We start from the raw sequence: 19,164 nt of genomic DNA, 5'->3' as shown, positions 1-19,164 counted from the left end.
TGGTTCTGGCTGTTGCAGTGGGGCAGTCCTGCCTTGTTGCTGGCCGCCGTATGGTTTCCCCTTGGAGAGCCGGTGCCGCTCCCTCTCCACCTGTTCCTCACCCTGCTGGCTACCGTCCTGGCAGTGTTCTTCCTGATCGCTCCACGTCGTCTGCGCTATGCCCTGACGAGCGAGGGGTTACAGGTCAGCCGCTTGAGCAGCACAGTCATCTGGCCTTATGCGGGACTTCGCGCCTCTGCCCCCTCCGGGCGTCTGGGGTTGAAAGTCGGCGGCACCGGAATGGCGGGCTACTACACCGGGAATTACCAGTGGCGGGGCGAGGGGCCAAAGCATGTCCAGGCCGTCGCCTCCCGTCTGGACCGGGGTGTCCTGATTGACCATGACGGCCGGACCTATTTCCTTACGCCCGCTGACCCGGCTGGATTCTTGCAGCAGCTCAGGCAAAGGGGCGCGGGCGTGATGGATTAGGCGATGGGGTCCAACCTGAACACAGAAACGCCGTCACCCTTGCTCTGTGACGGCGTTTCTGCGTCCTTCCCTGGCTGGTCCAGCCTCCGTATCAGTTCAGCACGCCCGTCTCGAACCGGAACGCCTGACCGTCGTAATCCACCGTCAGGCTGCTGCCGTCGGTGACGTGGCCGGAGAGGATCTCGCGGGCGAGCGGCGTCTCGATCTCGCGGGCGATGGCCCGCTTGAGGGGGCGGGCACCGAAGGCGGGATCGTACCCGACCTGCGCGAGGCGGTCCCTGGCGGCGTCGGTGAGGTGCAGGGTGACGCGGCGCTCGGCCAGCCGCCGCCGCAGCCCCGCCGTCTGGATATCCACGATGCGGTGCAGGTCGGCCGGGGTCAGCGCGTCGAACACGATGATGTCGTCCACCCGGTTCAGGAACTCGGGCCGGAACTCACCGCGCAACTCCTCCAGCACGGCGTCGCGGATGGCCTCGGCGCTCTCGCCCCGGTGCCCCATCTCCAGAATCAAGGGTGAGCCCACGTTGCTCGTGAGGACGATCAGGGTGTTGCGGAAGTCCACCGTGCGGCCCTGCCCGTCGGTCAGTCGGCCGTCGTCCAGGACCTGCAGCAGTACGTTAAACACGTCCGGGTGCGCCTTCTCGATCTCGTCGAGGAGGATCACTGCGTAGGGACGGCGCCGCACGGCCTCGGTGAGCTGGCCGCCTTCCTCGTAGCCCACGTAGCCGGGAGGCGCTCCGATCAGGCGGGCCACGGTGTGCTTCTCCATGTACTCGGACATGTCGAGGCGGACCATCGCGCCTTCCGAGTCGAACAGGAACTCGGCCAGCGCCTTCGCCAGCTCGGTCTTGCCCACGCCGGTCGGCCCCAGGAACATGAAGCTGCCCAGCGGCCGGTTGGGGTCGTTCAGGCCCGCGCGGGCGCGGCGAACCGCGTCAGCCACGCTCACGATGGCGCGGTCCTGGCCCACCACCCGGGTGTGCAGCTGTTCTTCGAGGTGCAGCAGCTTCTCGCGCTCGCCCTCCATCAGCTTGCTGACCGGAATGCCCGTCCAGCGGCTCACGACGGCGGCGATGTCCTCCTCGGTGACTTCCATGTGCGCGAACTCGGCGCTCTTGAGCCTCCGCTCCAGCTCCTGCACCTCGCGTTCCAGCTGGGGCAGGGTGCCGTATTCCAGCTCGGCGGCCTTCTGGAGGTCGTACTCCCGGCGGGCCTTCTCGATCTCGGTGCGGACCCCGTCGAGCGCCTCGCGCTTCTCGCGCAGGGTCTGGACCTCCTGCCGCTCGGCTTCCCAGCGGCTGCGGACCTCGCTCAGCTCGTCGGTGACGGCCTTCAGCGATTCCTCGATGTCCAGCAGGCGGTTGTGCGAGTCCTGGTCCTTTTCACGCTTCAGGGCCTCGCGCTCGATCTCCAGTTGCAGCTTGCGGCGCTCGAGCTGGTCGATGCGCTCGGGGCTGGATTCCAGCGCCATCCGCAGGCGGGCGGCCGACTCGTCGATCAGGTCGATCGCCTTGTCAGGGAGCTGGCGGTCGGAAATGTAACGGTGCGAGAGCTGCGCCGCCGCCACCAGCGCGGGGTCGGTGATCTCCACGTTGTGGTGGACCTGATAGCGCTCCTTGATGCCGCGCAGGATCGAGATGGTGTCCTCCACGCTGGGCTCGTCCACGAAGACGGGCTGGAAGCGCCGCTCCAGGGCCGCGTCCTTCTCGATCTCGCGGTACTCGTCGAGGGTGGTCGCGCCGATCAGGTGCAGTTCGCCGCGGGCCAGCGCGGGCTTGAGCATGTTGCCCGCGTCGGGGCTGCCCTCGGTCTTGCCCGCGCCCACGATGGTGTGAATCTCGTCCACGAAGAGGATCACCTCGCCCGCCGACTGCACCACCTCGTCGATCACGCCCTTGAGGCGTTCCTCGAACTCGCCCCGGAACTTGGCCCCCGCGAGCAGGCTGCCCATCTCCAGCGAGACGATGCGTTTGTCCTTGAGGCCCTCGGGGACATCTCCCTTCACCACGCGAATGGCGAGTCCCTCGGCGATGGCGGTCTTGCCCACGCCGGGCTCCCCGATCAACACGGGGTTGTTCTTGGTGCGGCGCAGCAGAATCTGCATCACGCGGCGGATTTCCTCGTCGCGGCCGATCACCGGGTCGAACTTGCCGTCGCGGGCGCGCTGCGTGAGGTCGGTGCCGTACTTCTCCAGCGCGTCGAATTGTTGTTCAGCGGTTTTCGTGGTCACGGTCTTTCCTTTCCGGGCGTCCTGCACGGTCTGGCGTAGCGCGGCCTCGGTGGGCAGGCCAGCGGCGCGGCTCTCCCCGCGCAGCGCGAGCAGCAGCGTGTCGGCGGCGACAAAGGCGTCGCCCAGCGCCTGGGCTTCCTTCTCGGCCGCTTGCAGGGCGCGGCCCAGGGCAGGGTCGAGGTAGAGGTTCTCGCCCCCGCCCTGCACGCGGGGAAGTCTGGCGAGTTCGCCGTCCAGTGCGGCGCGAATGGCCGTCAGGTCACCCCCCGCCGAGGTGACCGCGCGGGCGGCGGTGTCGTTGTCGAGCAGTGCCCGCAGCACGTGCGAGACGGTCAGGTTCTGGTGCTGGTTTTGCTGGGCGAGGCCCTGCGCGGCGGCAAATGCCTGCAAGGCCGCTTCGGTCAAGCGTTCGGGATTCAAGGGAACCTCCTCAAGTTCCCCCATTCTGCAACTTGAGTGTAGTCATGTCAAGTTTCTAGAGTCGGTCGGAACCGGGAACCGTCAGCCGTCCTCACCGCCCCGATGGCACGAACAGCCCGCCCTCGGCCCGCGTGAGCAGCCCGCCCACGAACTCGCCCATGCCCTCGGCGGTGATGGCCTGCCCCGCCAGCGTGCCTGTTCCGCGCACCGGCCCCTCCCAGTAGGCGACCGAGGTCGTGCGCGAGAGGAGTTCCTGGGCGTCCCGGATGGGCTCCAGACTCAGCGTCAGGTCGGGGGCGGTGACCTGCCACGTCAGCACATAGTCGCGCCCGCTGGGGCTGCGCCAGGTGCGCCCCGGCGTCATGGTGATTCCCGGCACTTCCCGGGCCACGCCTGCCGCGTCCACCCGCGAGGCGGCGACCTGCACCACCTGGCCTGCCGCGTTGCGCACCCGGTAGAGCATCAGGTCCGAGCCGTCCGAGAGGTGCAGCCCAAACCAGTCCCAGCGGGCCTGGGCGCCGGGTTGCTGGTCACCCCACTGATGGTCGAGCCACACCTGCCCGGTCGCCGCCCGCGCCTCGCTGCCTCCGGCGCTGCCCGGCACCAGCACGGTGCCCGCCACGTCCAGCCGGGTGAGGCTCTGGTAGTACAGCCGCCCCACCTCCGGCGTGCCCGAGTACCCCGGCGGATGCACCACCGGTCCCTTGCGCGGCGTCAGGGTGAGGTTCAGCGGCCCGGCCCGCAGGATGTAGACCGCTCCCTCCTGCCGCAGCCGCCACTCGCCCTGCTCGACCCTCAGCGGCGGAAAGCCGAAGCGGGTCTGCTGCGCCCCGTTCTCGTAGAAGTTGAGCTGCCCGGTCCGCAGGTCCGTGACCGCCACGTGCCCGGCGTGATAGGGAATCCCCCGGTAATTGACCTTGAACTGCGCCCAGTGAAAGGCCAGCCCCGACTCTGGCAGGTGACCCGAGACATACCACCATTCGGTCGCCGCATTCTTCGCGCCCAGGTCGGCGGGGGCCGGGAGCCGCGCCGGGTCGAACGCCTGCGGAGTCGGCAGGCAGGCCGAGCGCAGGGCCGGGAGGAAGGCCGCCGCGCCGACATGGTGGAGTCGCATGGCTGACCTTACCCGGCCCCAGATACGGAAGGCGTGGGAAGGGCCATGAACCGGGTGCAAAGAAGGAGGGCCGCCTCCCAGGTGGGCAGGCGGCCCTGTGAACCTGAACCCTACTCGTCGCCCAGGTACGCCTTGCGGACACTCTCGTCGCGGGCGAGCTCGGCGGCGGGTCTGCTCAGGCGAATCTCGCCCGTCTGGAGGACGTAGCCGTGGTGGGCGATCCCCAGCGCCATGCTCGCGTTCTGCTCGACCAGCAAGATGGTGGTGCCGCGCTCGCGGTTGAGCATCTGCACGATGTCGAAGATCGCTTCCACGAACAGGGGCGACAGACCCATGCTGGGTTCGTCCAGCAGCAGCAGCCGGGGGTTGACCATCAGGGCGCGGGCGATCGCCAGCATCTGCTGCTCGCCGCCCGACATGGTGCCGCCCAGCTGGTTCTCGCGTTCCTTCAGGCGGGGAAACAGCGCGAAGCCCTCCTGAATACGCTGCTCCACCAGCGCCCGGTCGGTCACCGAGTAGGCCCCGACCTCCAGGTTCTCGCGCACGCTGAGCTGCGGAAAGATGCGGCGGCCCTCGGGGACGTGGCTCATGCCCCGGCCCAGCAGGGAGTGGGCCGGGACGCCGGTCACGTCCTGCCCCGCGTAGAGCACCTGCCCGGCCCGCGCCTTCATCATCCCGCTGACCGTGCGCAGGGTGGTCGTCTTTCCCGCCCCGTTGCCGCCGATCAGGGCGACGATCTCCCCCTCCTTCACGGTCATGTCCAGCCCCTTGAGGGCGTGAATCTGGCCGTAATAGCTGTGCACCCCGCGCAGCTCCAGCAGCGGCGCCGCGCCCCCGGTTCCCGTCTCCCGCGCGGTCATCTGGCCCCCTGTCATCTGGCCTCCTTGCCGTAGTCGCCGGCCGCCGCGCCGCGCCCCAGGTAGGCTTCCATCACGGCGGGGTCGTTGCGAACCTGATGGGGCAGGCCCTCGCTGATCTTGGTGCCGTAGTCCAGCACCGTGATGTTCTCGGACAGGGTCATCACCAGCCGCATGTCGTGTTCGATCAGCACCACCGTCACGCCGAGGTCGTCGCGGATGGAGCGGATCAATGCCTTGAGGTCCTCGGTCTCGCGGGGGTTCATGCCCGCCGCCGGTTCGTCGAGCAGGATCAGTTTCGGGGTGGTCGCCAGCGCCCGGGCGATCTCCAGCTTGCGCTGGTCGCCGTAGGGCAGATTGGTCGCCAGTTCACCCCGCCACTTGCCCAGCCCCACGAAGTCCAGCATGATCCGCGCCGTCTCGCGGGCCTCGCGCTCGGAGGCGTGAAAGCCGCGCGTGTGCAGCACGGCGTCCAGGAAGCTGGCCTTCAGGCGGCTGTGCCGTCCCACCATGATGTTTTCCTCGGCAGTCATGGAGGAAAACAGCCGGATGTTCTGGAAGGTGCGGGCGATCCCGGCGGCGGCCACCTGATCGGGGCGCAGGCCGATCAGCTCGCGCCCTGCCAGCCGGACGCTGCCCCGGTCGGGCGAGTAGATGCCCGTGATCAGGTTGAAAAAGGTGGTCTTGCCCGCCCCGTTCGGCCCGATCACCGAGATGATCCCGCCCTGCGGCACGCCGAAGGTCACGTCGTTGACGGCCGTCAGCCCGCCGAAGGTCTTGGTGAGGTGCTGCACGTCGAGAATCAGGGGCGCCGTCATTTGGTGCCTCCGGTCGGTTCGTCTTCCTCGCGCGTCTCCAGGCCAGGGCTGTACACGTCGCCCCCGCCACCCGTGAGAGACGGGCCGGTGCCCTTGGCGCTGTCGTCTTCCTGGGGGTCTTCGTGGTGCAGCTCCAGCGTGCGGCGGCGGCTGGGCAGCAGCCCCTCGGGGCGCAGCAGCATCATGGCGACCAGAATCGCCCCGAAGATCAGGCGCTGAAGCTGCCCCGGATTGGCCTGCTGCGGAATCCAGCTCAGGCCCGCCGTCGCCTCGCCCAGCCCCGGCAGAATGCGCAGGTTGAGCAGCGTGACCACCGTCGCCCCCAGAATCACGCCGGGAAAGGACCCCATCCCGCCCAGAATCACCATCGCCAGCACGCCGATGGACTGGAACAGGTTGAAGCTCTCCGGGCTGACAAAGGTCTGCTTGGCGGCAAAGATCATGCCCATCACGCCCGCGAAACTCGCGCCGGTCGCAAAGGCGATCAGCTTGGTCTGCACCAGCGGCACGCCCATCGCCTGCGCCGCGACCTCGTCGTCGCGGATGGCGATCCAGGCCCGCCCGATGCGCGAGCGGTCCAGCCGCACGTTCACCAGCAAGATCAGCGCGACCATCAGCAGCGACAGCACGTACAGGAACAGCAGGCCGTACTGGTCCTCCGCGAAGCCCAGCCGCGCGGCCAGCGTGTCGAACCAGCCCACCGACGCGCTCCCGATGGGCGTGATGCCCTGCGACCCCGCCGAATACAGGTCGAGGTTGTTCGCCAGCACCCGGATCACCTCGCCCAGTCCCAGCGTGATGATGGCGAGGTAATCGCCCTTGAGCCGCAGCACCGGCAGGCCGATCAGGACGCCCACGACCGCCGCCGCGAAGATGCTCAGCGCCAGGAACAGCCAGAAGAAGCCCGGGTCGATGCCGGTCGTCAACCCGGTGATGCCTTCCGCCGTCAGCAGCAGGATGCTCCGCGCGACCAGCACGGTCCCCACCACGCCTGCCAGCGCGAGCAGCACCCGGCTCAGGCCCAGCAGCGCTCCGCGCACGTCCCGGCCCCGGCCCCGGCTGTAGGCCAGGTACAGCAGGCCCAGCGCGGTCGGCACGAGGCCGATCCACAGCGCGGCGAGGCTCCAGGGGCGCTCGCCCAGCGTGAACAGCCCGCGCCCCGCGAGAAACCACGCCACCCATCCGGCGACCAGCAGCAGCGTCAGCCCCCAGGCCCCCGACCCCGACAGGTCATCGGCGCGGCGGCGCTGGAGGGCCAGGTAACCGCCCAGCCCGGCGAGCAGGGTCAGCGCCCCCAGCACGGCGGTCGCCGCCGCACTCGCCCCCGGGTTCTCCACGAAATAGCGCCCGATCTCCGCGAAGCGCGGGCTGGCGAAGATGCCCCAGGCGTACGCGCCGACCGCAAAGAAGGCCACGTACCCCAGGTCCAGCAGCCCCGCGAGGCCCACCACGATATTGAGCCCCAGCGCCAGCGCCGCGAAGATCATGATCTGGATGCTCAGGTCGAGCAGCGAGGTGTCCTCCTGCCCGGCCCACGGCAGGATCAGCAGCAGGCTCCCCAGGCCGACCAGCGCCTTGGCCCAGGGCGCGGCCCGCCACAGGTACGCGAACAGCACGTTTGCCAGAAACAGCGAGACGACAATCGCTTCCACGATGGGGTTACGCAGCAGCACTCCCAGCCCGCCCAGCGTGTCGAGCAGGTCCCGGTTGTGCGAGAGCAGCAGCAGCGCACTCGTCGCCACGAAGATCAGCAGCAGCAGCCCGGTCCGGTCGGGAACCGGGGTCAGCCGCCGGGGGGCCACCGGATTGGCCGCCGTCATGCGGCCGCCGTCCCTGTCCGGGTCGCCCGGCGGGGCACCGGTCGCCTCTCCAACTCCCGGTGTCCGCCGTGGCCCGTACGCCTTCCAGCCGGAGGTCCAGGTTGACGGGGAAACCTCGCCATCAGGGTCATACCTTCTCCACGTTGCTCTTGCCGAGCAGGCCGGTCGGTTTGAAGATCAGGATCAGCACCAGCACGATAAAGGCCCCGATGCGCTGGTAGGAGGCGTCAATCGATTCCAGATTGGCGATTCCCAGCAGTCCGCCGAAGATGTTCGTCACGCCGATCAGGTTCTGGATCACGCCCAGCGCCAGCCCGCCCAGCACCGCGCCGGGAATCGAGCCGATGCCGCCCAGCACGGCCGCCGTGAAGGCGATGATGCCGGGATCGAAGCCCGAGTAGGCGTTCACGGTGCCGAACTTCATGCCGAACAGCACGCCGCTGATGCCGCCCAGTGCCCCGCCGATCAGAAAGGTCGCGCTGATCATGCGGTTCGAGTCGATGCCCATCAGCCCGGCGGTCACGCGGTCCTGCGCCACCGCGCGAATCGCCTTGCCCAGTCGGGTGCGGTTGACGAGGTAGTTCAGCACCGCGAGGCTCAGCAGCGAGACCACGATCAGGATCACGTCCTTGAGTTGCAGGTCCAGGCCGATGCTCCGCAGGGTGTCGCCCAGCGCCACGCAGCTGCTGCCCTCGCCGCAGAACTTGCCGGAAAATCCTCCGGGCAGGGTGTAGGTCAGGTCGAAGCGGCCCTGGAAACCTTCGATCAGGCGCAGCACGTCTTGCAAGATCAGCGACACGCCGATCGCCGTGATCAGCGGCACCAGCCGGGGCGCGTTGCGCAGGGGACGGTAGGCCAGGCGCTCGATGGTCACGTTGAGCAGGCCCGAGACCAGCATCGCCGCCAGCAGCGCGATCAGCAGCTTGAGATACCCGTTCATGGGATTGGCTTCCAGCACCCGGAAGACCTCGAAGCCCACGACCGCACCCGTCACAAACACCTCCGAGTGGGCAAAGTTGATCAGTTGCAGCACGCCGTACACCATGGTGTATCCCAGCGCGATGATCGCGTACACGAAGCCCAGCACGAGGCCGCCCGCGATCACATTCACGACAAACGGCAGCAGTGTGGCGAGATCCAAGGTCCTTGCTCCTTTCAGGTATGGGGTGCCCCACGCAGGGGGCAGGGGGAGGAGGAACGGGGGAGCGCAGGCCCGCACATGACCCGCCCGCACATTAGCGCGTCAGGTCACATTTGGCTGCAGGCAATGGCAGGGGGGCCGGGCAACCACGGCCCGGCCCCCACTGCAGAGGGTTCCTGCGCTCGCCCGGTCTTACTGGCGGGCGGGACGGACGGGCAGGCGGGCCGAGAGGCGGTACTTGCCGCCCTGCACGTTCATCACGTAGAGGGTCGCGCTCTTGCGGTCGCCCACGCTGTTGAAGCTGACGTTGCCCGAGAGCAGCCCGGTGAAGCTGCCCTTGCGGATGGCCGACTCGACCTGCGTCCGGCTGGGCACCTTGTTGCCGTTGGCCTTGTGCGCGGCCAGGATGCCCTGCAGCACGACCTTGGCGGCGTCGTACCCGAAGGCCGCGAAGCCCTGGGCCTGATCCTTGAAGGTCTTCTGGAAGTTGGCGGCAAAGGTCCTGGCCGCTGGCAGCGCGTCGATGGGCGCGGCCACCGTCGTGAAGTAGATGTTGGTCGCGCCCTTACCTGCGATGGTCGCGAGTTCGGAGCTGTCCATGCCGTCGCCGCCCATGACCGGGGTGGTGATCCCGGCCTCGCGCAGCTGCTTGATAAAGACGCCGATCTGGTTGTAGATGCCGCCGAAGTAGATCGCGTCGGGGCGCTGCAGGCGGATCTTGGCGACGATGGAGGAAAAGTCGCTCTTCTCCTCGGTGCCCTCGTTGCCGACGACCTGGGTGCCCTTGGCCTTCAGCGCCTTTTCGACTTCCTTGGTCAGGCCCTCGCCGTAGGCGGTCTTGTCGTTGATCAGGTAGACCTTCTTGGCCTTGAGGTTGTCGGTCAGGAAGTTCGCGCCTGCCGGGCCCTGCGCGTCGTCACGGGCGACGATGCGGTTCATGTTGCTCAGGGCGCGGTCGGTCACGTTGTTCGCGGTGTTGGCCGGGCTGACCATCGCCACGCGGCTGGACAGCAGCGCCTGGCTGCTGGGAATCGCCACGCCCGAGTTCAGCGTGCCCACGACCGCCAGAATGGAGCGGTCGGCGGCGATCTTGCGGGCCTGCGCGGTGCCGGTCGCGGGATCGGCCTGGTCGTCGTAGGCCGTGAGCTGGAGGTTCATGCCCAGCTTCTGGAACTGCGCCCGGTACTCGTTGACGGCCAGCTGGGCGCCGTTGCGAATCTGGGTGCCGAGGTCGCTCTGCCCGCCCGAGAGGGGCGAGAGGGTGGCGATCTTGACGGTGGTCTGGGCGCTGGCGCTTCCCAGGGCGAGGGCGGCCAACACGGACAGGCTCAGGGCAGTGCTCTTCATGCTTCCTCCAGGGAGATTCGCGCTTTGGGGCGCCGTTGTGGGGTGGCCTGATTGTAGGGACACCTAAAGGGGAAGTCAATGTCTCCCTCATCTTTTGAGAGGCAAGAAATAGGACTGAATAGCGGAATGGAACCGCCTCAATTGCGTATAAGTCTACTTGGACGCAACAATACCCCAATCACGCCCTCCTTGACCCACCTGTGACCCAAGCGTGACGGCCGCTGACCTGTCCAGACGAGCGGGTCAGAGGTCCCAGGGCAACGGGCGCACAGCTCCCTTCGCCTGTTGCTGCTGGAGGCACCCCCACCAGGGAAGAGGGCCGAACGGCACCGCTGTCATGCCGACCGCTGCGCTCTAGAANACAGCTCCCTTCGCCTGTTGCTGCTGGAGGCACCCCCACCAGGGAAGAGGGCCGAACGGCACCGCTGTCATGCCGACCGCTGCGCTCTAGAACATTGGACAGAATGACGGCCCCCGGGGAAGGGCGCCCCAGGTGCCTCCCCGAATGCCCAATGCTCTTCTTCAATTCGCTCGCTCTGCTGCGCAGCTTTGCAAGTCCGCTCGGCCAACGAATGCGGAAACCCACTGCATTCTTATGGCACATGCTCTAGATCAGCTCCAGGTAGCGTTCCAGTTCCCAGGCGTGAACCGCCGCGTTGTACTCGGCCCACTCGGTCCGTTTGGCGGCGAGGTAACGGTCCATCACGTGCTCGCCCAGGGCGGCGGCGAGCACCTCGTCGCGTTCGAGTTCGCCCACCGCTTCTCGCAGGTCGCCCGGCAGGTCGCGCACCCGGTGGTGGCGCTTTTCGCGCACGGTCATGCGGAAGATGTTCCGCGCGATGGCGGGCGGCGGCTCCAGCCCGCGCTCGATGCCGTCGAGCCCGGCGGCCAGCATCACCGCCAGCGCGAGGTACGGGTTGCAACTGGGGTCGGGCATCCGCACCTCGGCGCGGGTGGACCCTCCCCGCTTGGCCGGGACGCGAATCAGCGCCGAGCGGTTGCCCGTGCTCCAGGCCACGTTGACCGGGGCCTCGAAGCCGGGCACCAGCCGCTTGTAGGAGTTGACCAGCGGATTGGTGATCGCCGCCATGCCCTCCGCGTGCTCCAGCAGCCCCGCGATGAACTGCCGGGCGGTGGGCGAGAGGCCGTCCTCGGCCCCCGCGTCGGCAAAGGCGTTTTCGCCGTCGCGCGTCAGGCTGAGGTGGCAGTGCATCCCCGAGCCGCTGACCCCCGCGATGGGCTTGGGCAGGAAGCTCGCCAGCAGCCCGTGCTCCAGCGCCACCCGCTTGACCACGAACTTGAAGGTGGCGAGGCGGTCGGCGGCCTCCAGCGCGGGCGCGTAGCGGAAGTCGATCTCGTGCTGGCCCGGCGCGACCTCGTGGTGGCTGGCCTCGATCTCGAAGCCCATCCCGACGAGGTGCTGGGTGATCTCGCGCCGGATGCGCTCGCCCCGGTCCACCGGCGCGAGGTCGAAGTACCCGGCGCGGTCGTGCGTCACGGTGCCCTGCCGCCCCCCGCTGCCGGGCGCCGGGCGCTCGAACAGGAAGAACTCGGGTTCGGTGCCCACCAGCATCTCGAAGCCCAGCGCCGCCGCCCGCTCGACCTGCCGCCGCAGCACCCGCCGGGGATCGCCCTCAAACGGTGTGCCGTCCGGCAGCGTCACGTCGCAGATCAGCCGCGCGACCCGGCCCCCCCCGCGGTCCTCCGCCGAGAAGGGCGGGAAGATCAGGAAGGTGGAGAGGTCCGGCGCGAGCAGCATGTCGCTCTCCTCGACGCGGGTAAAGCCCTCCACCGCGCTGCCGTCGAAGGTCACGTCCCCGCGCAGGGCCTTGCCGAACTGCGAGCGCGGCACCTCCACAGTCTTGGTCGCGCCGAGGATGTCGGTGAAGTGCAGCCGCAGGAACTCGACCTGCTCGTCGTTCAGGCGGTCAAGCAGGTGGCGGGCAGCAGGGGAGAGGGAAACGGTCATCGTCGGGAACCTCCGGGGAGCAGCACGGTCCGGTCAGCATGACACAACGCGTCAGGATTGGCGAACAATCTGCATGTAAGAGCCGACCGAACCTCCGATACTTCCCAGTTTTCTGCAAAGCGTCCAGATTTTGTTGACCACGCCCATCCAGCCTCCTATACTCCGGGCGATGGCAGGCGGAGTACGTCCCAGGTCGCCTGAACTCCCGGAGGACCCCATGAACCATGACCTCGACGTGACCTCTGCGGCCCGCAACTGGCGGGTGGACGCGGCTGCCGCGCCCACGCCCGCGCAGGTGGTGGGCGAGCTGTTCGCCCGCGACGTGCTGACGCTCGAAGAACTCAAGGCCCGCATCAGCAAGCCCGAGTACGGGAGCCTGCGGGCCACCCTGGAGCGCGGCGAGCGGCTTGACCCCCGGATCGCGGACACCGTCGCGCTCGCCATGAAGACGTGGGCGATGGAGCGCGGCGCGACCCACTACACCCACTGGTTCCAGCCGCTGACCGGCGCGACCGCCGAGAAGCACGATTCCTTTGTCTCGCCCAACGGGGACGGCCTCGCCATCGCCACCTTCAGCGGCAAGGAGCTGATTCAGGCCGAGCCGGACGCCTCATCCTTTCCGTCGGGGGGACTGCGGGCCACCTTCGAGGCGCGGGGATACACCGCCTGGGACCCCTCCAGCCCGGCCTTTATCATCCGGCACGCCAACGGCGCGACCCTGTGTATCCCGGCGGTCTTCGCCTCGTGGACGGGCGAGGCGCTGGATCTCAAGACGCCGCTGCTGCGCTCGATGGAGGCGCTGAATCAGGCCGTGACCCCGGTGCTGCGGCTGTTCGGGGCCTCGGCGGGCACCCGCGTCGTGAGCACGGTGGGGGCCGAGCAGGAGTACTTCCTGATCGCCGAGGAGTACTTCTACCGCCGCCCCGACCTCGTGACGACCGGGCGGACCCTGTTCGGGACGCGGCCCCCGCGCGGGCAGGAACTCGAGGACCACTACTTCGGGGAGATTCCGGACCGGGTACTGAGTTTCATGACCGACGCCGAGATGCAGCTGTACGCGCTGGGGATTCCGGTCAAGACCCGGCACAAGGAGGTCGCGCCCGGCCAGTTCGAGATCGCGCCCATCTTCGAGACGGGCAACGTGGCCGCCGACCACCAGCAACTGCTGATGCAGGTGCTGCGCAACACCGCCCGCAGGTACGGCCTGGTGTGCCTGATGCACGAAAAGCCCTTCGCGGGCGTCAACGGCTCGGGCAAGCACTGCAACTGGAGCATGGGCACCGACGCGGGCGAGAACCTGTTCGAGCCGGGCGACACCCCCCACGAGAACCTGCAGTTCCTGTTCTTCTGCGCCGCCGTCCTCAAGGCCGTGGACGAGCATCAGGACCTGCTGCGCGTCTCGGTGGCGGGGGCCAGCAACGACCACCGCCTCGGCGCGAACGAGGCGCCGCCCGCGATCCTCTCGATCTTCCTGGGCAGCGAGCTGAGCGACATCTTCAGCCGCCTGGAAAGCGGTCAGGGCGGGCGCGGCCCGGAAGCCGGACTGCTGGGCCTGGGGTCGAGCGTGCTGCCGCCCATTCCCCGCCACGCCGGGGACCGCAACCGCACCAGCCCGTTTGCCTTTACCGGCAACAAGTTCGAGTTCCGGGCGGTGGGATCGTCCCAGAGCATCTCCTTTCCGATCACGGTCCTGAACACCATCGTCGCGGACGCCGTGCAGACCCTGACCACCGAGCTTGAGGCCCGCCTGTCGCGTGGGCTGGCCCTCGACGAGGCGGTCGGCGAGATCGTGCGGGGCACGTATTCGGCGCACCGCCGCATCGTCTTTGGCGGCGACGGCTACTCGGCCGAGTGGCACCGCGAGGCCGAGGAGGAGCGCGGGCTGCTCAATCTGCGGACCAGCATCGACGCCATCAGGCACCTGAACGACGAGAAAAACCTCCGGCTGTTCGGGCGCTTCGGGGTGCTGTCGGAGCGCGAGCTGGCTGCCCGGCAGGAGATTCTCTACGACATCTACTTCAAGACCGTGAACATCGAGGGCGAGACCACCGAGGCCGTCGCGCAGACCATGATCCTGCCCGCTGCCGTGGACTACCTCGTGGACCTCGGGCAGGCCGGGGGCAGCCGCGCCGTCCGGTCCACGCTGGCCGAGGTGGAGGCCGCTGCCGACGAGCTGTACGGCGCCCTTCAGCTTCTGCGTGAGCAGAACCGCGCCCTGGGGGGTGACGAGGCCCACGAAAAGGCGCATCACGTCCGCGACCACGTCCTGCCCGCGATGGACGGGGTGCGGCAGGCCGCCGACCGCCTGGAAAAGCTGGTGGCCGACCGCCACTGGCCGCTGCCGACCTACCGGCAGATGCTGTTCGTGAAATAGGCGTCAGCGGCCCACCCTCAGTCCTCAGCAGCAAGGCCCCGGCTCCGGCTGGGGCCTCTGGCGTGCGGGTCGCTGATTCCGGTTGAGCGGTCAGGGGCATCGCTCGACCCGGGCGGCGCGAGCACGAACACAGCGGTTTCCGGGAGAGAAGAACACAACGGGTCCCGGAGGAGAAGGTGCCGAACCGGCGTTGTCCCGGGTGGCGAACGGACCGGCCGCCAGCCCTATGACGGCTGGCGGCCCCCTGCTCTACACTTTCCTCTGTGCTGAACCTGCGCCGCAAGCCCGTCGTCACGCCCTCTGACCTTGACGGGGGGCTGGCGGCCCTGGGGCTGTCCGGCGCCGAGCACCTGATCGTGCACGCCAGCCTGCGCTCGTTCGGGCAACTCGAAGGCGGGGCGCGGGGGGTGGTGGACACCCTGGCGGCGCGGGCGGCGACGGTGGTGGCCCCGGCCTTTACCTACGGCACGCTGCTGCGCCACGCCTCCTCGCCCGTGCACCAGCGCTTTCACCGCGACCTGCGGGTCAGCCGCGACATCGGCCGGGTGCCGCAGGAACTCGTGGACCGGGCGGACGCCGTGCGCTCCTTTCACCCCACGCTGTCCTTTATCGCGCTGGGGCAGGCCGCCGAGCAGGTGACGGCGGCGCAGACGCTGGCGAGCCCCTACCAGCCGATCGGGGCCCTGTACGACTTGGGCGGCCTCGCGCTGATGATGGGCGTGGACTTCGGCAGCAACACCAGCGTCCACTACGGCGAGCATGTCGCCGGGATGCCGCTGCTGACGCGCTACGTGCCCCTGGGCACCGGGGTGCACCCCACCGCCTTTCCCAACTGCTCGGCGGCCTTCGGGCGGGTCAAGCCCCACGTGACGGGGCAAAGCGTCACCGTGGGCAATGCGACCCTGGAGCTGTACCGGGTGCGCGACCTCGTGGACGCCACCGTGCGCCTCGTCACCGCCAACCCCGAGGCGCTGCTGTGCGACTACTCCTCGTGCCGCTGCCAGGAGGTGCGCCGCGTGGTCCGCGAGCGTGGCCTGACCCCCCGCCCCCACGGGGCTGCATGACCCACCCGCTGTACCACGGCGACCCCGCCCGGTTGAACTTCGCGGCCACGGTGACGGCGGTGCAGGAGAAGCGCGTGGCCCTGGACGCCACGGCCTTCTACCCCGGGGGCGGCGGCCAGAACGCCGACGCGGGCCTGCTGCGCTGGGACGGCGGCGAGGCCCGCGTCACCGACACGCAAAAGGACCGGGCGAGCGGGCTGATCTGGCACACGCTGGAGGGAGCCCTGCCCCCCGTGGGCACGTCGGTCACGGGCGAGGTGGACGCCCCCCGCCGCTGGCGGCAGATGGCCCGGCACAGCGGCGAACATCTGCTCGCGCAGGCCTTTTTCCGGCTCGACCCCGCCTTCCGCGTCGCGGCGGTCGGGATGCGCGGTCCCGACTGCACCCTCGACCTCGAAGGCTTCCCCACCGGGGCCGACGCGCAGGCCGCCGAGGAGCTGCTGCGCGACATGCTGGCCCGCCACGACCTGACGCTGGAGACGCGGGTGGTTCCCGAGGCCGAGGTGCCCCGCTACCCGCTGCGCCGCCCGCCCCAGGTGCGCGGGCAGGTGCGACTGGTGATGTTCCGGGACGAGGCGGGCGTGCCCTTCGACGTGAGCGCCTGCGGCGGCGTCCACGTCCCCCACGCGGGGATGGCCGCGCCCGTGGTCGTCCTGCGAACCGAGCGCATCCGCTCTGGCCTGACGCGGGTGGTCTTCCGGGCGGGAGAGGAGGCGGCCGGGTTCCTGACCGGTACCTACCGCGACGCGCGGGCGCTGGCCCAGGGCTTCAGCGTGGGCGTGCCCGACCTGCCCGCGCGGGTGGCGGCCCTGACCGCCGAGCGGGACGCGCTGAAGGTAGAAGCTGCGGCCCTGCGAATCCGCCTCGCCGCCGCCCTCGTCGCGGCCACTCCCGCCGGGGAGGTCGCGGGCATCCCCCTGCGGACCCTGACCCTGGACGACCCCGCTCTCCTCCAGGGCGTGCTGGCGGCCACCCCTCCCGGCGAGGTCGGCGCCGCCGTGACTCCGGACGGACGCTGCGGAATCGGCAGCGGGCGGTCTGAGCTTCCCGCCGGGTCGCTGCTGGCCGGGGTCCTGAAGGTGACCGGGGGCCAGGGCGGTGGGCGGCCCGATCTGGCGCAGGGGACGACGGCGAACCCGGCCGCCTTTCTGGACGCGGTGCGGCGCCTGCTGGCCACGCGGGAGACGGCGGCGCCAGGGGACAGCCCCCCCGGCTCTGGGCTGACCCCACCCTGAGCGGACACCGCCTTCACCATCTCAGGGCCGGGCACCGCTACTCTGAGGGGCAGATGAAAAAGAACCTTATGTTGGTCGGTGCGGCGCTTACCCTGAGTAGCTGCTCCCTGATTCTCGGCCCCGCGCAGACCACGGTCACGGTGGTCGGCGTGAACGACTTTCACGGCAACCTGCTGCCCACCACCTTCCGGGTGCCCGACCCCGCCGACCGCACCAAGACGCTGACCGTGCAGGCGGGCGGCATCGAGGCCATCGGCGGCGTGCTGGGGCAGGTTCGGGCCGAGAACCCCAACACCGTCTTCGTGGGCGTGGGCGACATGACCGGGGCCAGCCCCCTGATCAGCGCCCTGCTGCGTGACGAGCCCACCGTGAACGCGCTGACCGGGCTGGGGATGCAGGTCAACGTGCTGGGCAACCACGAGTTCGACTACGGCGTGGCCGAACTCCAGCGGCTGCAAAAGGGCGGCTGTGCCTCCAACGAGCCGACCCGGGCCTGCAAGTTCGAGAACACCTTCGCGGGGGCGGGCTACACCTACATCGCCGCCAACGTGGTCGACGAGAAGACCGGCGCACGCGTCTTCCCGGCGTACAAGGTGGTGAAGGTCGGCCCGGCCCGGGTGGCCTTTGTGGGTGCGGTGCTGGAGGAGACGCCCACCGTGGTGACCCCCTCGGGTGTGGCGGGGCTGCGCTTCGAGGACGAGGCCCGCGCCATCAACGCCGTCATTCCCCAGATCAAGGCGGCTGGTGCCGACGCCATCGTCGCCCTCGTTCACCAGGGGGGCACCGCCAGCGACACCTTCGACATCGTGGACTGCAAGACGCTGACCGGACCCATCGTGGACATCGCCAGGGCGCTCGACCCCGCCATCAGCGCGGTCATGACCGGCCACACTCACCGGGGCTACAACTGCCGTGTGCCCGGCCCCGACGGTCAGGCGCGCGTGGTGATTCAGGGTGACGCCCTGGGCCACCTCCTCCAGCGCCTCGACCTCAGGATCGACACCCGCGCCAACCGCGTCCTCGACGTACGGGCGACCAACCTGGTGGTGAACGCCGCGACCGCGCCCAAGAACGCGGCCATGACCGCCATCGTGCAAAAGGCCAAGGCGCTGACCGACCCGGCCGCCGCGCAGGTCGTCGCCACGCTGGGCGCCGAGCAGATCACCCGTGCCGCGAACCCGGCGGGCGAGAGTGCGCTGGGCGACGTGATCGCCGACTCGCAGCTTGCCGCCACCCGCGCTCCTGAAAAGGGCGGCGCCGTGATCGCCCTGATGAACCCCGGCGGCATCCGCGCTGACCTGCCCGTCAACGCCGCCAACCCCACGCGCACCGTGACCTACGGCGACGTGTTCACGGTGCAGCCCTTCGGCAACACCCTGACCGTGGTGACCCTGACGGGTGCCCAGATCAAGGCCGCGCTCGAGCAGCAGTTCGACAACCCCGCGCCCGGCGGCAACCGCATCCTGCAGGTCAGCCAGGGCTTCGCCTACACCTGGGACAACAGCAAGCCCAAGGGCGACAAGGTCAGCGCCATCACCCTGAACGGCGCGGCCATCGACCCCGCCGCGAGCTACCGCGTCACCATCAACAACTTCCTCGCAGACGGCGGCGACGGCTTCACCGTCTTTACCCAGGGCACGGGCCGCACCGGCGGCGACGTGGACCTCGACGCCTTCCAGAACTACCTCAAGGCGGGCACGGTCACGCCGGGACCGCTGAACCGCATCACCCGCCTGAACTGAACCCGGGCGCCGGACATGGGGAGGGAGGAGCTCACGGGCCTCTCCCTCCTACCTGCTCAGCAATGCCGTGAGCTGCCGCCGCAGCGCGCCGAGCACGGGTGCACTCTTCAGGGCGGCGGCCAGCGACCGCGCCGCGTGGTGCTCGCTGCCGGTCATTCCGTCCGCGAGGTGGGCGCAGACCGTGGGATGCAGCCGCCCGCGCACGAACAGGGCGTCGTCCAGCAGGTCGTCTACCGGCAGACGGGCGCGAACCTCGCCGTCGGGCGTCACCGTCTCGACCACGGCCCGCCCCCGGTCGTCCGCGCCAAGCTGCGCGTGCAGGGGCCGCCCGGCGTGGCGCGACACCTGCTCGATGGTGGGCATCAGCGCCCCGACCAGGTTGGTCACCACGCTCAGCCCCAGCAGATGCGCCCGCCCCACGTCCGCCTCGCCGCCCCCGAGCACCTGCGCCAGCCGCCGGGCGAGCCGCTCCCCCTCGGGGTGCAGCAGGGCCTGCTCCTGATCTCCGGTCATCCGCCCACCCTAGAGCATTGGACAGAATGACGGCCCCCGGGGAAGGGCGCCC

General features: G+C 69.4%; 14 protein-coding genes. 5 read left to right on the top strand and 9 right to left on the bottom strand.

The window, feature by feature from the left end; all coding sequences use genetic code 11:
* Positions 1 to 72: 72 nt before the first annotated feature.
* A complete protein-coding gene (locus tag QOL99_RS03565; RefSeq protein ID WP_285521404.1) occupies positions 73 to 468 on the top strand; it encodes a PH domain-containing protein in 396 nt (131 codons plus the stop codon).
* 91 nt (positions 469 to 559) lie between these two features.
* On the opposite strand, the gene clpB is transcribed toward QOL99_RS03565, so the two are convergent.
* The 8 genes from clpB to glnA form a co-directional block, all read right to left on the bottom strand.
* Positions 560 to 3,118 carry an ATP-dependent chaperone ClpB gene (gene clpB, locus QOL99_RS03560; RefSeq protein WP_285521401.1) on the bottom strand — a complete coding sequence of 853 codons (2,559 nt, stop codon included), beginning with the start codon at positions 3,116 to 3,118 and terminating at the stop codon, positions 560 to 562.
* A 91-nt stretch (positions 3,119 to 3,209) separates the two neighbouring features.
* A complete protein-coding gene (locus QOL99_RS03555; protein ID WP_285521398.1) occupies positions 3,210 to 4,232 on the bottom strand; it encodes a lipocalin family protein in 1,023 nt (340 codons plus the stop codon).
* Between the two features lie 110 nt (positions 4,233 to 4,342).
* Positions 4,343 to 5,107, bottom strand: coding sequence for an ABC transporter ATP-binding protein (locus QOL99_RS03550; RefSeq protein ID WP_285521395.1), 765 nt, complete (start codon positions 5,105 to 5,107; stop codon positions 4,343 to 4,345).
* On the bottom strand, positions 5,104 to 5,907 hold the full coding sequence (locus QOL99_RS03545; RefSeq protein ID WP_285521393.1) for an ABC transporter ATP-binding protein: 804 nt from the start codon (positions 5,905 to 5,907) through the stop codon (positions 5,104 to 5,106). Before QOL99_RS03545 ends, QOL99_RS03550 begins: the two co-directional genes overlap by 4 nt.
* On the bottom strand, positions 5,904 to 7,727 hold the full coding sequence (locus tag QOL99_RS03540; RefSeq protein ID WP_285521391.1) for a branched-chain amino acid ABC transporter permease: 1,824 nt from the start codon (positions 7,725 to 7,727) through the stop codon (positions 5,904 to 5,906). The genes QOL99_RS03545 and QOL99_RS03540 overlap by 4 nt, the downstream gene beginning before the upstream one ends.
* 127 nt (positions 7,728 to 7,854) lie before the next feature.
* Complete coding sequence (locus QOL99_RS03535; protein ID WP_285521388.1) at positions 7,855 to 8,868, bottom strand: branched-chain amino acid ABC transporter permease; 1,014 nt, start codon at positions 8,866 to 8,868, stop codon at positions 7,855 to 7,857.
* 192 nt (positions 8,869 to 9,060) lie between these two features.
* Positions 9,061 to 10,215 carry a branched-chain amino acid ABC transporter substrate-binding protein gene (locus QOL99_RS03530; protein WP_285521387.1) on the bottom strand — a complete coding sequence of 385 codons (1,155 nt, stop codon included), beginning with the start codon at positions 10,213 to 10,215 and terminating at the stop codon, positions 9,061 to 9,063.
* Between the two features lie 607 nt (positions 10,216 to 10,822).
* Complete coding sequence (glnA, locus tag QOL99_RS03525) at positions 10,823 to 12,184, bottom strand: type I glutamate--ammonia ligase (protein WP_285521386.1); 1,362 nt, start codon at positions 12,182 to 12,184, stop codon at positions 10,823 to 10,825.
* 217 nt (positions 12,185 to 12,401) lie between these two features.
* Between glnA and QOL99_RS03520 the strand changes: the two genes are divergently transcribed.
* The 4 genes from QOL99_RS03520 (at position 12,402) to QOL99_RS03505 (ending at position 18,599) form a co-directional block, all read left to right on the top strand.
* A complete protein-coding gene (locus QOL99_RS03520; protein WP_285521383.1) occupies positions 12,402 to 14,558 on the top strand; it encodes a glutamine synthetase III family protein in 2,157 nt (718 codons plus the stop codon).
* A 263-nt stretch (positions 14,559 to 14,821) separates the two neighbouring features.
* Positions 14,822 to 15,622, top strand: a complete 801-nt coding sequence (locus QOL99_RS03515) for an AAC(3) family N-acetyltransferase (RefSeq protein WP_285521381.1) — start codon at positions 14,822 to 14,824, stop codon at positions 15,620 to 15,622.
* Entirely contained in the window at positions 15,619 to 16,857 is a 1,239-nt protein-coding gene (locus tag QOL99_RS03510; RefSeq protein WP_285521378.1) for an alanyl-tRNA editing protein, read from the top strand. The genes QOL99_RS03515 and QOL99_RS03510 overlap by 4 nt, the downstream gene beginning before the upstream one ends.
* Before the next feature lie 53 nt (positions 16,858 to 16,910).
* Positions 16,911 to 18,599, top strand: coding sequence for a bifunctional metallophosphatase/5'-nucleotidase (locus tag QOL99_RS03505; protein WP_285521376.1), 1,689 nt, complete (start codon positions 16,911 to 16,913; stop codon positions 18,597 to 18,599).
* A gap of 48 nt (positions 18,600 to 18,647) precedes the next feature.
* Here QOL99_RS03505 and QOL99_RS03500 read toward each other — a convergent pair whose 3' ends face one another.
* Positions 18,648 to 19,112, bottom strand: coding sequence for a hypothetical protein (locus tag QOL99_RS03500; protein WP_285521374.1), 465 nt, complete (start codon positions 19,110 to 19,112; stop codon positions 18,648 to 18,650).
* Between the last annotated feature and the right edge of the window lie 52 nt (positions 19,113 to 19,164).

The organism is Deinococcus rhizophilus (genome assembly GCF_030271215.1).
Classification (GTDB): domain Bacteria; phylum Deinococcota; class Deinococci; order Deinococcales; family Deinococcaceae; genus Deinococcus; species Deinococcus rhizophilus.
This window is presented reverse-complemented; position numbering and strand designations above follow the sequence as displayed.

Bases quoted from the DNA above. Each gene is read 5' to 3' on its own strand.
- QOL99_RS03555 (WP_285521398.1), bottom strand. From the start codon at position 4,232: ATGCGACTCCACCATGTCGGCGCGGCGGCCTTCCTCCCGGCCCTGCGC.
- QOL99_RS03550 (WP_285521395.1), bottom strand. From the start codon at position 5,107: ATGACAGGGGGCCAGATGACCGCGCGGGAGACGGGAACCGGGGGCGCG.
- QOL99_RS03545 (WP_285521393.1), bottom strand. From the start codon at position 5,907: ATGACGGCGCCCCTGATTCTCGACGTGCAGCACCTCACCAAGACCTTC.
- QOL99_RS03540 (WP_285521391.1), bottom strand. From the start codon at position 7,727: ATGACGGCGGCCAATCCGGTGGCCCCCCGGCGGCTGACCCCGGTTCCC.
- QOL99_RS03530 (WP_285521387.1), bottom strand. From the start codon at position 10,215: ATGAAGAGCACTGCCCTGAGCCTGTCCGTGTTGGCCGCCCTCGCCCTG.
- glnA (WP_285521386.1), bottom strand. From the start codon at position 12,184: ATGACCGTTTCCCTCTCCCCTGCTGCCCGCCACCTGCTTGACCGCCTG.
- QOL99_RS03520 (WP_285521383.1), top strand. From the start codon at position 12,402: ATGAACCATGACCTCGACGTGACCTCTGCGGCCCGCAACTGGCGGGTG.
- QOL99_RS03510 (WP_285521378.1), top strand. From the start codon at position 15,619: ATGACCCACCCGCTGTACCACGGCGACCCCGCCCGGTTGAACTTCGCG.
- QOL99_RS03505 (WP_285521376.1), top strand. From the start codon at position 16,911: ATGAAAAAGAACCTTATGTTGGTCGGTGCGGCGCTTACCCTGAGTAGC.
- QOL99_RS03500 (WP_285521374.1), bottom strand. From the start codon at position 19,112: ATGACCGGAGATCAGGAGCAGGCCCTGCTGCACCCCGAGGGGGAGCGG.